The sequence below is a fragment of the Neisseria maigaei genome, assembly GCF_958267405.1.
GTDB lineage: Bacteria > Pseudomonadota > Gammaproteobacteria > Burkholderiales > Neisseriaceae > Neisseria > Neisseria bergeri.
Window position 1 is genome coordinate 111,350 of sequence record NZ_CATQFT010000040.1, and the last position, 15,206, is coordinate 126,555.

The 15,206-nt window shown below is 49.8% G+C and carries 14 protein-coding genes; 12 read left to right on the plus strand and 2 right to left on the minus strand.

All coding sequences use genetic code 11. The features are described from left to right. Positions 1–46 precede the first annotated feature (46 nt). Positions 47–247 (plus strand): protein MIGRI, encoded by a 201-nt coding sequence (locus Q3O06_RS07930; RefSeq protein ID WP_301818347.1) that lies wholly within the window; start codon positions 47–49, stop codon positions 245–247. 106 nt (positions 248–353) lie between these two features. On the opposite strand, the gene ykgO is transcribed toward Q3O06_RS07930, so the two are convergent. After that, positions 354–479 (minus strand): type B 50S ribosomal protein L36, encoded by a 126-nt coding sequence (gene ykgO, locus Q3O06_RS07935; protein ID WP_002213788.1) that lies wholly within the window; start codon positions 477–479, stop codon positions 354–356. Beyond that, on the minus strand, positions 479–754 hold the full coding sequence (locus Q3O06_RS07940) for a type B 50S ribosomal protein L31 (protein WP_002217400.1): 276 nt from the start codon (positions 752–754) through the stop codon (positions 479–481). The genes ykgO and Q3O06_RS07940 overlap by 1 nt, the downstream gene beginning before the upstream one ends. Before the next feature lie 198 nt (positions 755–952). On the opposite strand from Q3O06_RS07940, the gene metF reads away from it, so the two are divergent. From metF to Q3O06_RS07995, 11 genes are all read left to right on the plus strand, one after another. Beyond that, on the plus strand, positions 953–1,831 hold the full coding sequence (metF, locus tag Q3O06_RS07945) for a methylenetetrahydrofolate reductase (protein ID WP_238003113.1): 879 nt from the start codon (positions 953–955) through the stop codon (positions 1,829–1,831). A 135-nt stretch (positions 1,832–1,966) separates the two neighbouring features. Beyond that, positions 1,967–4,243: a 5-methyltetrahydropteroyltriglutamate--homocysteine S-methyltransferase gene (metE, locus tag Q3O06_RS07950; protein WP_301818348.1), complete on the plus strand. Its 2,277-nt coding sequence runs from the start codon at positions 1,967–1,969 to the stop codon at positions 4,241–4,243. Between the two features lie 275 nt (positions 4,244–4,518). Beyond that, entirely contained in the window at positions 4,519–5,256 is a 738-nt protein-coding gene (locus Q3O06_RS07955) for a redoxin family protein (RefSeq protein WP_002221128.1), read from the plus strand. Positions 5,257–5,504: 248 nt separating this feature from the next. Further along, positions 5,505–6,908, plus strand: a complete 1,404-nt coding sequence (locus tag Q3O06_RS07960; protein WP_301818364.1) for a dihydrolipoyl dehydrogenase — start codon at positions 5,505–5,507, stop codon at positions 6,906–6,908. 282 nt (positions 6,909–7,190) lie between these two features. Further along, positions 7,191–7,568: a succinate dehydrogenase, cytochrome b556 subunit gene (gene sdhC, locus Q3O06_RS07965; protein ID WP_301818349.1), complete on the plus strand. Its 378-nt coding sequence runs from the start codon at positions 7,191–7,193 to the stop codon at positions 7,566–7,568. Further along, positions 7,562–7,903 carry a succinate dehydrogenase, hydrophobic membrane anchor protein gene (gene sdhD, locus Q3O06_RS07970; protein ID WP_019272849.1) on the plus strand — a complete coding sequence of 114 codons (342 nt, stop codon included), beginning with the start codon at positions 7,562–7,564 and terminating at the stop codon, positions 7,901–7,903. Before sdhC ends, sdhD begins: the two co-directional genes overlap by 7 nt. Before the next feature lie 2 nt (positions 7,904–7,905). Beyond that, complete coding sequence (gene sdhA, locus Q3O06_RS07975) at positions 7,906–9,669, plus strand: succinate dehydrogenase flavoprotein subunit (RefSeq protein WP_250314033.1); 1,764 nt, start codon at positions 7,906–7,908, stop codon at positions 9,667–9,669. 119 nt (positions 9,670–9,788) lie between these two features. After that, complete coding sequence (locus tag Q3O06_RS07980; protein ID WP_003678833.1) at positions 9,789–10,496, plus strand: succinate dehydrogenase iron-sulfur subunit; 708 nt, start codon at positions 9,789–9,791, stop codon at positions 10,494–10,496. Positions 10,497–10,499: 3 nt separating this feature from the next. Beyond that, positions 10,500–10,748: an FAD assembly factor SdhE gene (locus Q3O06_RS07985; RefSeq protein ID WP_107819319.1), complete on the plus strand. Its 249-nt coding sequence runs from the start codon at positions 10,500–10,502 to the stop codon at positions 10,746–10,748. Between the two features lie 111 nt (positions 10,749–10,859). Continuing rightward, positions 10,860–12,143: a citrate synthase gene (gene gltA, locus Q3O06_RS07990; protein ID WP_301818350.1), complete on the plus strand. Its 1,284-nt coding sequence runs from the start codon at positions 10,860–10,862 to the stop codon at positions 12,141–12,143. A gap of 204 nt (positions 12,144–12,347) precedes the next feature. Then, positions 12,348–15,176 (plus strand): 2-oxoglutarate dehydrogenase E1 component, encoded by a 2,829-nt coding sequence (locus tag Q3O06_RS07995; protein WP_301818351.1) that lies wholly within the window; start codon positions 12,348–12,350, stop codon positions 15,174–15,176. The last annotated feature ends 30 nt before the right edge of the window (positions 15,177–15,206 follow it).

Below are 15,206 nucleotides of genomic sequence, written 5' to 3' on the forward strand. Positions count from 1 at the left end.
CCTTCCCCATGCCGCCGCGCCCGAACCATACTTCTCGCTTCCCGACATGATAGGCAGACTTTTCCGTATTTTTTTCTTTTTCGTACTTGCCGCGCTGATTATCAACCGCCTTTTCAGCCGCAGGCAAAAACGTGCCCTGCACGATATCGCCAAAATCAGCGCATGGGTGCTGCTTGGTGCAGCCGCGGCGACGCTGTTTTGGTATTTGATCATGCTGTATTTCAAACACATTCCAGATTCGTATTGACGGAAAAAATGCCGTCTGAAACGCATTTTTCTGTTTCAGACGGCATTTTTTTGAAAATGGCTTGCGGCAGGAGGTGCTTTACAACCGAAGCAGGAAGGGCAGGGGGTCAGCGTTGGCGTGCTTTAAAACGCGGATTACTTTTGCAGATGACGTAAACTTTGCCCCTGCGCCTGACGATTTGGCAGTCGCGGTGGCGTTGTTTGGCGGTTTTGAGCGAAGACAGAACCTGCATTATTTGTCCTTTCTGAACGATGACATGACGGATTGGAAACGTTGGTTGAACTTGCTGGCGCGTCCTTCGGTGTTGACGTTGCGCTGCTTGCCGGTATAGACGGGATGGGATGCGGAAGAAGTATCCAGCGAAAACAGCGGATATTCTTTGCCGTCTGTCCAAACCATCGTTTTTCCGTGTGTTTCGGCGCAAGAACGAATCAGCCAGCCTTCATTGGCGCTGCTATCGAAAAAAAGGACGGTTCGATAATTATCAGGATGAATATTCGGTTTCATATATTGCCTTGCTTAGAGTGTTATAACATAACAAACTTTATCATAATTTAGAAGGCTTGTACAAGAAAAGCGTATGGTTTTTGCTAAATATTAAAAATTTTCATCATAAACCTGAAAATTTTGAAATTGACTCATATTCGGTGCAACCTTATCATACCGCCTGAAACATCATATAAAAGATAACGAAGGTATGCAGATATGAATTACGCAAAAGAAATCAATGCGTTAAACAACAGTCTTTCCGACTTGAAAGGCGACATCAACGTTTCGTTTGAATTTTTCCCGCCTAAAAACGAACAAATGGAAACGATGCTGTGGGATTCCATCCACCGTCTGCAAACTTTGCATCCTAAATTCGTTTCCGTAACCTACGGTGCAAACTCCGGCGAACGCGACCGCACGCACGGCATCGTCAAACGCATCAAACAGGAAACCGGCTTGGAAGCCGCGCCGCACCTGACCGGCATCGACGCATCCCCCGACGAATTGCGCCAAATCGCCAAAGACTATTGGGACAGCGGCATCCGCCGTATTGTCGCCCTGCGCGGCGACGAGCCGCCCGGTTATGAGAAAAAACCGTTTTATGCCGAAGACTTGGTCAAACTCCTGCGCTCTGTCGCCGACTTCGACATCTCTGTGGCGGCATATCCCGAAGTGCATCCCGAAGCCAAATCTGCACAAGCCGACCTGATTAATCTGAAACGCAAAATCGATGCGGGCGCGAACCACGTCATCACCCAATTTTTCTTTGATGTGGAACGCTACCTGCGCTTCCGCGACCGTTGCGTGATGTTGGGCATCGATGTGGAAATCGTCCCCGGTATCCTGCCCGTTACCAATTTCAAGCAGCTCGGCAAAATGGCGCAGGTTACCAACGTCAAAATCCCGAAATGGCTGTCGCAAATGTATGAAGGTTTGGACGATGACCAAGGCACGCGCAACCTTGTTGCCGCCAGCATCGCCATCGATATGGTCAAAGTCCTGTCCCGCGAAGGCGTGAAAGATTTCCATTTCTATACGCTCAACCGCAGCGAACTGACTTACGCCATCTGCCATATTTTAGGCGTGCGCCCTTAAAGCCGAAAACGGCTTCAGACGGCATCCGAGGCCGTTTGAAAAGCAAAACGCCGCCCCATCCGAGCCATTCTGATTTACAATACCAGCCGATTCGGATTGAACCGGTCCTTACAAAATCCAACTGGAGAGTTCAACATGACAACATTACATTTCTCAGGCTTCCCGCGTGTCGGTGCCTTCCGCGAATTGAAATTCGCACAAGAAAAATACTGGCGCAAAGAAATCAGCGAGCAAGAATTGCTGGCTGTTGCCAAAGACTTGCGCGAGAAAAACTGGAAACACCAAGCTGCTGCCAACGCCGATTTCGTTGCTGCAGGCGATTTCACTTTCTACGACCACATCCTCGACCTACAAGTTGCCACCGGTGCCATCCCTGCCCGTTTCGGCTTCGACAGCCAAAACCTGTCTTTGGAACAATTCTTCCAACTGGCCCGTGGTAACAAAGACCAATTCGCTATCGAAATGACCAAATGGTTCGACACCAACTACCACTACTTGGTGCCTGAATTCCACGCCGATACCGAATTCAAAGCGAACGCCAAACACTACGTCCAACAACTGAAAGAAGCCCAAGCTTTGGGCTTGAAAGCCAAACCGACCATCGTTGGTCCGTTGACCTTCCTGTGGGTGGGTAAGGAAAAAGGCGCGGTTGAATTCGACCGCCTGAGCCTGTTGCCTAAACTGCTGCCTGTTTACGTTGAAATCCTGACTGCTTTGGTTGAAGCCGGTGCCGAGTGGATTCAAATCGACGAACCTGCTTTGGCTGTCGATCTGCCTAAAGAATGGGTAGAAGCCTACAAAGACGTTTACGCCACTTTGAGCAAAGTAAACGCCAAAATCCTGTTGAGCACTTACTTCGGTTCCGTTGCCGAACATGCTGCTTTGCTGAAATCCTTGCCTGTTGACGGCCTGCACATCGACTTGGTACGCGCTCCTGAACAACTGGATGCGTTCGCCGACTACGACAAAGTCCTGTCTGCCGGCGTTATCGACGGCCGCAACATCTGGCGCGCCAACCTGAACAAAGTTTTGGAAACTGTCGAGTCTCTGCAAGCCAAACTGGGCGAGCGTTTGTGGATCTCCAGCTCTTGCTCGCTGCTGCACACCCCATTTGACTTGTCAGTTGAAGAAAAACTGAAAGCCAACAAACCCGACCTGTACTCTTGGTTGGCATTCACCCTGCAAAAAACCCAAGAATTGCGCGTTCTGAAAGCCGCATTGAACGAAGGTCGCGATTCCGTTGCCGAAGAACTGGCCGCCAGCCAAGCTGCCGCCGACTCCCGTGCCAACAGCAGTGAAATCCACCGTGCAGACGTTGCCAAACGCCTGGCCGATTTGCCTGCCAACGCAGACCAACGCAAATCACCGTTTGCCGACCGAATCAACGCGCAACAAGCATGGTTGAACCTGCCCCTGCTGCCGACTACCAACATCGGTTCTTTCCCGCAAACTACCGAAATCCGCCAAGCACGCGCAGCCTTCAAAAAAGGCGAACTGTCTGCCGCCGATTACGAAGCTGCGATGAAAAAAGAAATCGCCTTGGTGGTTGAAGAGCAAGAAAAACTGGACTTGGACGTACTGGTACACGGCGAAGCCGAGCGTAACGACATGGTCGAATACTTCGGCGAACTGTTGAGCGGTTTTGCATTCACCCAATACGGTTGGGTACAAAGCTACGGCTCACGCTGTGTGAAACCACCTATCATCTTCGGTGACGTAAGCCGTCCTGAAGCCATGACTGTCGCTTGGTCTACTTACGCTCAAAGCCTGACCAAACGTCCGATGAAAGGTATGTTGACCGGTCCTGTCACCATTCTGCAATGGTCTTTCGTCCGCAACGATATTCCGCGTTCTACCGTGTGCAAACAAATCGCACTGGCCCTGAACGACGAAGTATTGGATTTGGAAAAAGCCGGCATCAAAGTCATCCAAATCGACGAACCTGCCATCCGCGAAGGTCTGCCTTTGAAACGTGCCGATTGGGATGCCTACCTGAACTGGGCGGGCGAATCTTTCCGCCTGTCCTCTACCGGTTGCGAAGACAGCACCCAAATTCACACCCATATGTGCTACTCCGAGTTCAACGACATCCTGCCTGCGATTGCTGCAATGGATGCGGACGTGATCACCATTGAGACTTCACGTTCCGATATGGAACTCCTGACCGCGTTCGGCGAATTCAAATACCCGAACGACATCGGTCCTGGCGTTTACGATATCCACAGCCCGCGCGTACCGACTGAAGCTGAAGTGGAACACCTGTTGCGCAAAGCCATCGAGGTTGTACCGGTTGAACGTCTGTGGGTGAATCCAGACTGCGGCCTGAAAACACGTGGCTGGAAAGAAACTCTGGAACAACTCCAAGTGATGATGAACGTAACCCACAAACTGCGTGCCGAACTGGCTAAATAAGCAGGGATAACGTGAGCGGATGCCGTCTGAATACTTTTCAGACGGCATTTCTGTTTTCAAATGAGCGTAGGGGAGTTTCTAAGAATTTTTCTCAAATAAGACTTGTTTTTTTTAGGCATGGCTTTATATACTGTAAAAGTTGGTCGAGGTTGGTGATTAATAGTTTTGAATAATTAATATTATTTGAACTATAAATTATACAAATCGACTTATTCGGGGTAGAATGCCCAGCGATTCACAATCATTTCTTAAACCTATCTATTAAGGAGCTCAAAATGGCTTTGCAAGATCGTACCGGTCAAAAAGTACCTTCCGTAGTATTCCGCACCCGCGTCGGCGACACTTGGAAAGATGTGTCTACCGATGATTTGTTCAAAGGCAAAAAAGTAGTCGTATTCTCTCTGCCCGGCGCATTTACTCCGACTTGTTCTTCTTCACATCTGCCGCGTTACAACGAATTGTTCGGCGCGTTCAAAGAAAACGGCGTTGACGCAATCTACTGCGTATCTGTAAACGATACTTTCGTAATGAACGCTTGGGCTGCCGAAGAAGAATCAGACAACATCTACATGATTCCTGACGGCAACGGTGAATTTACCGAAGGTATGGGTATGTTGGTTGGTAAAGAAGACTTGGGCTTCGGTAAACGCTCTTGGCGTTACTCCATGCTGGTTAACGACGGCGTGGTTGAAAAAATGTTCATCGAACCTGAAGAACCAGGCGATCCGTTCAAAGTATCCGATGCAGATACTATGTTGAAATTCGTTGCTCCTGATTGGAAAGCTCAAGAGTCTGTTGCCATCTTTACCAAACCCGGCTGCCAATTCTGTGCTAAAGCCAAACAAGCTTTGCAAGACAAAGGTTTGTCTTACGAAGAAATCGTATTGGGCAAAGATGCAACCGTTACTTCCGTTCGCGCAATTACCGGCAAGATGACTGCTCCTCAAGTCTTCATCGGCGGTAAATACATCGGCGGCAGCGAAGATTTGGAAGCTTACTTGGCTAAAAACTGATAGCTGTTTGCTTAAGGCAGTTTGATTAAACTGTCTGATATACCGGATAGAGTTATTCGGGCGGTTCTACACTACCGCTCCGAATAACTCTATATTTATAAGAGGATTTGGATATTGTTGCACTCAATCGAAATTTTGTTTTTATTTATCTGAATAATGTTTTTGATTGGGAAAATATTTAAATGCCGTCTGAAGCCGATATATTCCGTGTCGGCAGTGTTTCAGACGAAAACGGAAGGACAAAGATTATGAAAAAAATTCAAGCAGATGTCGTCGTAATCGGCGGCGGTACTGCCGGCATGGGCGCGTTTCGCAATGCCCGTTTACATTCGGATAATGTTTACCTGATTGAAAACAATGTGTTCGGCACAACCTGCGCGCGCGTGGGCTGTATGCCTTCCAAGCTCTTGATTGCCGCCGCAGAAGCGCGCCATCACGCATTGCATACCGACCCGTTCGGCGTGCATTTGGATAAAGACAGCATCGTCGTCAACGGCGAAGAGGTCATGCAGCGCGTCAAATCCGAGCGCGACCGTTTTGTCGGCTTTGTCGTGACCGATGTGGAAGAGTGGCCTGCCGACAAGCGCATTATGGGTTCGGCCAAATTTATCGACGAAAATACTGTCCAAATCGACGACCATACCCAAATCACGGCAAAAAGTTTCGTGATTGCTACCGGTTCGCGTCCCGTCATCCTACCGCAGTGGCAGTCTTTGGGCGACCGTTTGATTATCAACGACGACGTTTTCTCATGGGATACGCTGCCTAAGCGCGTTGCCGTGTTCGGGCCGGGCGTTATCGGTTTGGAACTGGGTCAGGCATTGCACCGTTTGGGCGTGAAAGTTGAAATTTTCGGTTTGGGCGGCATCATCGGCGGCATTTCCGACCCCGTTGTTTCAGACGAGGCGAAAGCCGTGTTCGGCGAAGAATTGAAACTGCATCTGGATGCTAAAACCGAGGTCAAACTCGATACGGACGGCAATGTAGAAGTCCATTGGGAGCAGGACGGCGAAAAAGGCGTATTTGTTGCCGAATATATGCTGGCAGCCGTAGGCCGCCGTCCGAACGTTGACAATATCGGTTTGGAAAACATCAATATCGAAAAAGATGCGCGCGGCGTACCCGTTGCCGATCCGCTGACCATGCAGACCAGTATTCCGCATATCTTCATCGCGGGCGACGCGTCCAATCAACTACCCCTGCTGCACGAAGCTGCCGACCAAGGCAAGATTGCCGGCGACAACGCGGGCCGCTATCCGAATATCGGCGGCGGTTTGCGCCGCAGCACTATCGGCGTAGTGTTCACCAGTCCGCAAATCGGCTTTGTTGGTTTGAAATACGCGCAGGTTGCCGCGCAATACCAACCCGACGAATTTGTCATTGGAGAAGTATCGTTTAAAAACCAAGGCCGCAGCCGCGTGATGCTGGTAAACAAGGGCCATATGCGCCTGTATGCCGAAAAAGCAACCGGCCGCTTCATCGGTGCGGAAATTGTAGGCCCTGCCGCCGAACATTTGGCGCACCTGTTGGCTTGGGCGCATCAAATGAAGATGACCGTTCCTCAAATGCTGGAGATGCCGTTCTACCATCCTGTTATCGAGGAAGGTCTGCGTACTGCGTTGCGTGATGCCGATGCGAAATTGAAAGCCTGACCGATATGGCAAAACAATGCCGTCTGAAATTTTTTCAGACGGCATTTTATTTTTGAGGATAGGGTTGGAGGTCGGATGCTGATACCGTGTCGGGAAGGGGGTAAAACTAAAAATCTTTCTTTTAATCTGCTGTTTTCACGCGTGTTTGTCAAAATCTATCAGTTTGTTTTTAAAATACACTGTTCAAAATGGGATAAAACAGGTAAATTAACGTTTATGTAACCCAGTGTAGCAATGGGTTTACGGTTTTTGAGTCGATATATAACTACAGAGGAATTGACTATGTCTGTCAAACCGCGTCCTGTTTATCTGGATTTGCCGAACATCCGTCTGCCGATACCCGGGATAGTTTCCATTCTTCACCGCATCAGCGGGGTCGGGCTGTTTATTATGCTGCCTTTCCTGCTGTATTTCCTGTCCGGTGCCCTGAGTCAAGAGTCTGCATTTGAAACTTACCGTGCCATTGTTTCCCATCCTTTGGTCAAGCTGGTCTTAATCGGCGTATTGTGGGCTTATCTGCACCATTCCCTTGCCGGTATCCGCTTTTTATTTTTGGATGCACACAAAGGTCTTGAGCTGAATACTGCACGGAACACCGCTAAATTTGTCTTTACCGCAGCTTTGGTGCTGACTGTCATTTTGGGAGCGTTGTTATGGTAGAACGTAAATTGACCGGTGCCCATTACGGTTTGCGCGATTGGGCAATGCAGCGTGCGACTGCGGTTATTATGTTGATTTATACCGTTGCACTTTTAGTGGTTCTATTTGCCCTGCCTAAAGAATATTCGGCATGGCAGGCATTTTTTAGTCAAACTTGGGTAAAAGTATTTACCCAAGTGAGCTTCATCGCCGTATTCTTGCACGCTTGGGTGGGTATCCGCGATTTGTGGATGGACTATATCAAACCCTTCGGTGTGCGTTTGTTTTTACAGGTTGCCACCATCGTTTGGCTGGTCGGCTGCCTCGTGTATTCAGTTAAAGTGATTTGGGGGTAAGTATGGGTTTTCCTGTTCGCAAGTTTGATGCCGTGATTGTCGGCGGTGGTGGTGCAGGTTTACGCGCAGCCCTCCAATTGTCTAAATCCGGCCTGAATTGTGCTGTTTTGTCTAAAGTGTTCCCAACTCGTTCTCATACTGTTGCGGCTCAAGGTGGTATTTCCGCTTCGCTGGGTAATGTGCAGGAAGACCGTTGGGACTGGCACATGTATGATACAGTGAAAGGTTCCGACTGGTTGGGCGATCAAGATGCGATTGAGTTTATGTGTCGCGCCGCGCCTGAAGCCGTAATTGAGTTGGAACACATGGGTATGCCTTTTGACCGTGTGGAAAGTGGCAAAATCTATCAACGTCCTTTCGGCGGCCATACTGCCGAACACGGTAAACGCGCGGTAGAACGTGCATGTGCGGTTGCCGACCGTACCGGTCATGCGATGTTGCATACTTTGTACCAACAAAACGTCCGTGCCAATACACAATTCTTTGTGGAATGGACGGCGCAAGATTTGATTCGTGATGAAAACGGCGACGTAGTCGGTGTAACTGCCATGGAAATGGAAACCGGCGAAGTTTATATTTTCCACGCTAAAGCTGTGATGTTTGCTACCGGTGGCGGCGGTCGTATTTATGCTTCTTCTACCAATGCTTATATGAATACCGGTGACGGTTTGGGCATTTGTGCTCGTGCAGGTATTCCGTTGGAAGACATGGAATTCTGGCAATTCCACCCGACCGGTGTGGCCGGTGCGGGCGTGTTGATTACCGAAGGCGTACGTGGTGAGGGCGGTATTCTGTTGAACGCCGACGGTGAACGCTTTATGGAACGTTACGCTCCAACCGTAAAAGACTTGGCTTCCCGTGACGTGGTTTCCCGTGCGATGGCAATGGAAATTTACGAAGGCCGCGGCTGCGGTAAAAACAAAGACCATGTATTGCTGAAAATCGACCATATCGGTGCAGAAAAAATTATGGAAAAACTGCCCGGCATCCGCGAGATTTCCATTCAGTTTGCCGGTATTGACCCGATTAAAGACCCGATTCCTGTTGTGCCGACTACCCACTACATGATGGGCGGTATTCCGACCAACTACCATGGCGAAGTTGTCGTTCCTCAAGGCGACGAATACGAAGTGCCTGTAAAAGGCCTGTATGCAGCAGGTGAGTGCGCTTGTGCTTCTGTACATGGTGCGAACCGCTTGGGTACTAACTCCCTATTGGACTTGGTGGTATTCGGTAAAGCTGCCGGCGACAGCATGATTAAATTCATCAAAGAGCAAAGCGACTGGAAACCTCTGCCTGCTAATGCCGGTGAGTTGACCCGCCAACGTATCGAGCGTTTGGACAACCAAACCGGTGGCGAAAACGTTGATGCATTGCGTCGCGAACTGCAACGCTCTGTACAACTGCATGCCGGCGTGTTCCGTACCGATGCGATTTTAGCAGAGGGTGTGAAACAGGTTATGGCGATTGCCGAGCGTGTAAAACGTACTGAAATCAAAGATAAGAGCAAAGTGTGGAATACCGCGCGTATCGAGGCTTTGGAATTGGACAACCTGATTGAAGTGGCGAAGGCGACTTTGGTGTCTGCCGAAGCGCGTAAGGAATCCCGTGGCGCACACGCTTCAGACGACCATCCTGAGCGAGATGATGAAAATTGGATGAAACACACCCTGTATCATTCGGACACTAATACCTTGTCTTACAAACCGGTGCATACCAAGCCTTTGAGCGTGGAATACATCAAACCGGCCAAGCGCGTTTATTGATGCGTTTTCAGACGGCCTTCGCCTCAAAGGCCGTTTGAAACCTAACCATACCCACATTGAACTGCTTGAATCCATAATACAAAATCATTGGGCAGTTGATGAGAAAAGGAACACTTCTCATGGAAAAAATGAGTTTTGAAATTTACCGTTACAACCCGGATGTTGATGCCAAGCCTTATATGCAGCGTTACGAGTTGGAATTGGAACCGACCGACGTGAAACTTTTGGACGCTTTGGTGCGCCTGAAAGCGCAAGACGATACCCTGTCTTTCCGTCGTTCCTGCCGCGAAGGGATTTGCGGTTCGGACGGTATGAACATCAACGGCAAAAACGGCTTGGCGTGTCTGACCGATTTACGCAGCCTGAAACAGCCTGTCAAAATCCGCCCGTTGCCCGGTCTGCCTGTCATCCGCGACCTGATTGTGGATATGACCCAGTTCTTCAAACAATACCATTCCATCAAACCTTATGTCGTTAACGACAATCCGATTGATGCGGACAAAGAGCGTCTGCAAACTCAGGAAGAGCGCAAAGAGTTGGACGGCTTGTACGAATGTATTTTGTGCGCCTGCTGTTCGACCGCCTGCCCGTCGTTCTGGTGGAATCCCGACAAATTCGTCGGTCCGTCCGGCTTGCTGAACGCCTACCGCTTCATTGCGGACAGCCGAGATACCATCACCAATGAGCGTTTGGATAATTTGAACGATCCGTACCGTTTGTTCCGCTGCCACACCATTATGAATTGTGTGGACGTATGCCCCAAACACTTGAATCCAACCCGTGCCATCGGCAAGATTAAAGAGATTATGTTGAAGCGGGCCGTTTAAGAAATGATGGTTTTTGACGATATTGCCAAACGGAAAATCCGTTTTCAAACCCGCCGGGGATTGTTGGAATTAGATTTAATCTTCGGCAGGTTTATGGAAAAAGAATTCGAGCATTTGAGCGATAAAGAGCTGTCTGAGTTTTCCGAAATCCTTGAATTTCAAGATCAAGAATTGCTTGCCTTGATTAACGGGCATTCGGCAACGGACAAAGGGCATCTTATCCCGATGCTTGAAAAAATCAGACGGGCATGAGGCATCCGAAATCTGCCTGAGGGCAGATTTCAAAATGCAAAGGTCGTCTGAAGGCAAAGAACGTGCTGCGGATGCAGCAACGTGGGTTACAACTTGCAAAGGAGCGATAATATGTCCAAATCAATCAAACTCAACGTACCGGGTCAGGCTAGCTTGGATCTGCCGGTATTGGAAGCCAGCATCGGGCATGATGTGGTTGACATTCGGGGGCTGACAAAAAATACAGGTTTGTTTTCATTTGATCCCGGATTTGTTTCAACCGCAAGCTGTGAGTCTAAAATTACTTACATCGACGGCGATCAAGGCTTGCTTTATTATCGCGGATACCCCATCGAGCAACTGGCCGAAAAGTCCGATTATTTGGAAGTCTGCTACCTGTTGATTTACGGCGAACTGCCGACTCCCGAGCAAAAGGCAGAATTTGACAATACCGTCAGCCGCCACACGATGGTGCATGAACAGCTGACTTGGTTCTTCCGGGGTTTCCGCCGCGACGCACATCCGATGGCGATGATGGTCGGCGTGGTCGGCGCGCTGTCTGCGTTCTACCAAGACAGCTTGGACATTACCAATCCCGAACACCGCAAAATCGCGATTTACCGCCTGATTTCCAAAATCCCAACCATTGCGGCAATGTGCTACCGCTATTCAAACGGTCTGCCGTTCAATTATCCGAAGAATAATCTTTCTTATTCTGAAAACTTCCTTCATATGATGTTCGCCACGCCGTGTGAAGACTACAAACCCAATCCCGTTTTGGCACGCGCGCTCGACCGCATCTTTATTTTGCATGCCGACCACGAGCAAAACGCCTCAACTTCAACCGTCCGTCTGGCAGGGTCTTCGGGTGCGAACCCGTTTGCCTGTATTGCTGCCGGTATCGCCTGCCTGTGGGGTGCTTCGCACGGCGGTGCGAACGAAGCCGTGTTGAAAATGCTGGACGAAATCGGCGATGTGTCCAATGTTGCCGAATATATGGAAGGCGTGAAACAGCGAAAATACCGCCTGATGGGCTTCGGACACCGCGTATACCGCAATATGGATCCGCGTGCCAGCATTATGCGCGAAACCTGCTATGAAGTTTTGAAAGAATTGGGTCTGGAAGACAGTCCGAAATTCAAACTGGCGATGGAATTGGAACAGATTGCGCTGAAAGACCCTTTCTTTATCGAACGCAAACTGTATCCCAATGTCGATTTCTATTCCGGCATCGTCCTGTCTGCGCTGGGCATCCCGACCGAAATGTTTACCGTCATCTTCGCCCTGTCGCGCAGCGTGGGCTGGATTTCGCACTGGCACGAGATGATTAGCGATCCTTCGCTGAAAATCGGCCGTCCCCGCCAGCTTTATACCGGTTCGGAACGCCGCGATTATGTGCCGGCAGGCGAGAGGTAACATACATTAATATATTGTCAAACAGGCAATATCAGAGAACCAGATTGTTTCCCAAATCCGTCTGATTGTAGTCGGATGAAATCAATGCAAGCAATCCGGTTTAAAATAGGGTAGAATAAAATGTCTTTTCAGACGGCATCAGTTCCGCCGTCAGGACGCGGATTTCTACCCTTTGTTTATATTTTAAAGAAAAGAGCGCACGCCATGATGGACGAAAAACTCAATTTCTCTTACCTGTTCGGTTCGAACGCACCCTACATTGAGGAATTGTACGAGGCTTTTTTGGAAAACCCCGATGCGGTTGATGAAAAATGGAAGCAGTATTTCACCGATTTGAGCAAACAGCCGGGGACGGTTGCTGTCGATGTTGCACACACACCGATTCGCGAATCATTTGTTACTTTGGCGAAAAAGAAAATTGCATCTGCCGTTGCGGGCGGTGCGGATGAGGCAATGCTGAAAAAGCAAGTCAGCGTTTTACGGCTGATTTCCGCCTATCGTATCCAAGGCGTGGGTGCGGCACGGCTCGATCCTCTCAAACGTATCCCCCCGCGCGACATTGAAGCCCTTGATCCGAAATTCCACGGTCTGTCTGATGCCGATATGGCGCTTCAATTCAATATGGGAGAGGGTGATTTTGCCAATCGCGGCAAGCTGCCCTTGTCCCAAATCATCAGCAACCTCAAACAAACCTACTGCGGCCACATCGCATTGGAATATATCTATATTCCCAATACCGAAGAGCGTCGTTGGGTACGCAACTATTTTGAAAGCGTATTGTCCACACCGCATTACAATGCTGATCAAAAACGCCGTATCTTGAAAGAGATGACCGCTGCCGAAACTTTGGAACGTTATCTGCATACCAAATATGTCGGTCAAAAACGCTTTGGTGTCGAAGGCGGCGAAAGCGCGATTGCCGGTTTGAACTACCTGATTCAAAACGCCGGTAAAGACGGTGTGGAAGAAGTCATCATCGGTATGGCACACCGTGGCCGTCTGAATGTTTTGGTAAACATTTTGGGCAAAAAACCCGGCGATTTGTTCGCTGAGTTTGAAGGCCGTGCCGAAATTAAACTGCCTAGCGGCGACGTGAAATACCACATGGGCTTCAGCTCCGACATCGCTACGCCACACGGCCCAATGCATGTTTCTTTGGCATTTAACCCATCACACTTGGAAATTGTTAACCCGGTAGTGGAAGGTTCTGCACGCGCCAAGCAGAAACGTTTGGGCGAAAACGGCCGCGATAAAGTCTTGCCCGTATTGATTCACGGCGACTCCGCATTTATCGGTTTGGGTGTCAACCAAGCGACATTCAACCTGTCTAAAACGCGCGGTTATACCACCGGCGGTACGGTTCACATCGTAATTAACAACCAAATCGGCTTTACCACTTCCGATATCCGAGATACTCGTTCGACCGTACACTGTACCGATATCGCGAAAATGGTTTCCGCCCCGGTTATCCACGTGAACGGCGATGATCCCGAACGCGTTTGCTTTGCTATCCAAGCCGCTTTGGATTACCGCAAAAAATTCCATAAAGACATCGTGATCGACGTTGTCTGCTACCGTAAATGGGGCCACAACGAGGGCGATGATCCGACCTTGACCCAACCGATGATGTACAAAAAAGTATCGCAACACCCGGGTGCGCGTGCTTTGTACACCGAGCAACTGATTGCCGAAGGCGTGGTAACCCAAGCCGAGGCCGACGGTTATATCCAAGCCTACCGTGATGCTTTGGACAAAGGCGAACACGTCGAGCAAACAACGTTGAGCAATTTCCAACGCACACAAATCGACTGGAGCAAATACCAAGGCAAAGATTGGCGCGAACACATCGAAACCGGTTTGCCTGCCGCAGACATCGAGCGTCTTACCCAAAAATTTACCGCCGTACCGGAAGGCTTTGCCCTGCATCCGACTGCAAAACGTGTGATTGAAGCGCGTAAGGCAATGGCATCCGGCAAACAGCCTATCGACTGGGGTATGGCGGAAACCCTCGCATACGCCAGCCTTGTAACCAAAGGTCACGGCGTGCGTATCTCCGGCGAGGACTCCGGCCGCGGTACATTCTCACACCGTCATGCAGTATTGCACGATCAAAAACGCGAAAAATGGGACGATGGTACTTATGTTCCTCTGCGCCATATGGGCGAAGGCATGGGCGAGTTCCTGGTTATCGACTCCATTTTGAACGAAGAAGCCGTGATGGCGTTTGAATACGGCTTTGCCTGCTCCGCTCCTGACAAGCTGACCATTTGGGAGGCTCAATTCGGTGACTTCGCCAACGGCGCGCAAGTGACTATTGACCAATTCCTGTCTTCAGGCGAAACCAAATGGGGTCGTTTGTGCGGCCTGACCACCATCCTGCCGCACGGCTACGACGGTCAAGGCCCCGAGCACTCTTCTGCACGCGTAGAACGTTGGTTGCAACTGTGTTCCGAGAACAATATGCAAGTCATCATGCCGTCTGAAGCGTCGCAAATGTTCCACCTCTTGCAACGTCAGGTCTTGGGTTCATACCGCAAACCGCTGGTGATTTTCATGTCCAAACGCCTGTTGCGCTTCAAAGGTGCAATGAGCCCGCTGGAAAACTTCACCGAAGGTTCGACTTTCCGTCCGGTTATCGGCGATACCGCCGAACGCGCAAGCAACGACAGCGTGAAACGCGTAGTCTTGTGTGCCGGTCAGGTTTACTATGACTTGGAAGCAGGTCGTACCGAGCGTAAACTGGAAAATGATGTTGCAATTGTCCGCGTTGAGCAGTTGTATCCGTTCCCATACGACGAGGTTAAAGCCGAACTGGCAAAATATCCGAACGCCAAATCTGTGGTTTGGGCACAAGAAGAGCCGAAAAATCAAGGCGCGTTCTACCAAATCCGCCACCGCATCGAAAACGTTATCAGCGAAGGGCAAAAATTGTCTTATGCCGGCCGTCCAAGCAGCGCATCGCCTGCAGTGGGCTACTCAAGCAAACACATTGCCCAATTGAAACAATTGGTTGAAGACGCTTTGGCGTTGTAAGCCTGGCGGCATTCCGTCTGAGGCTGCTCA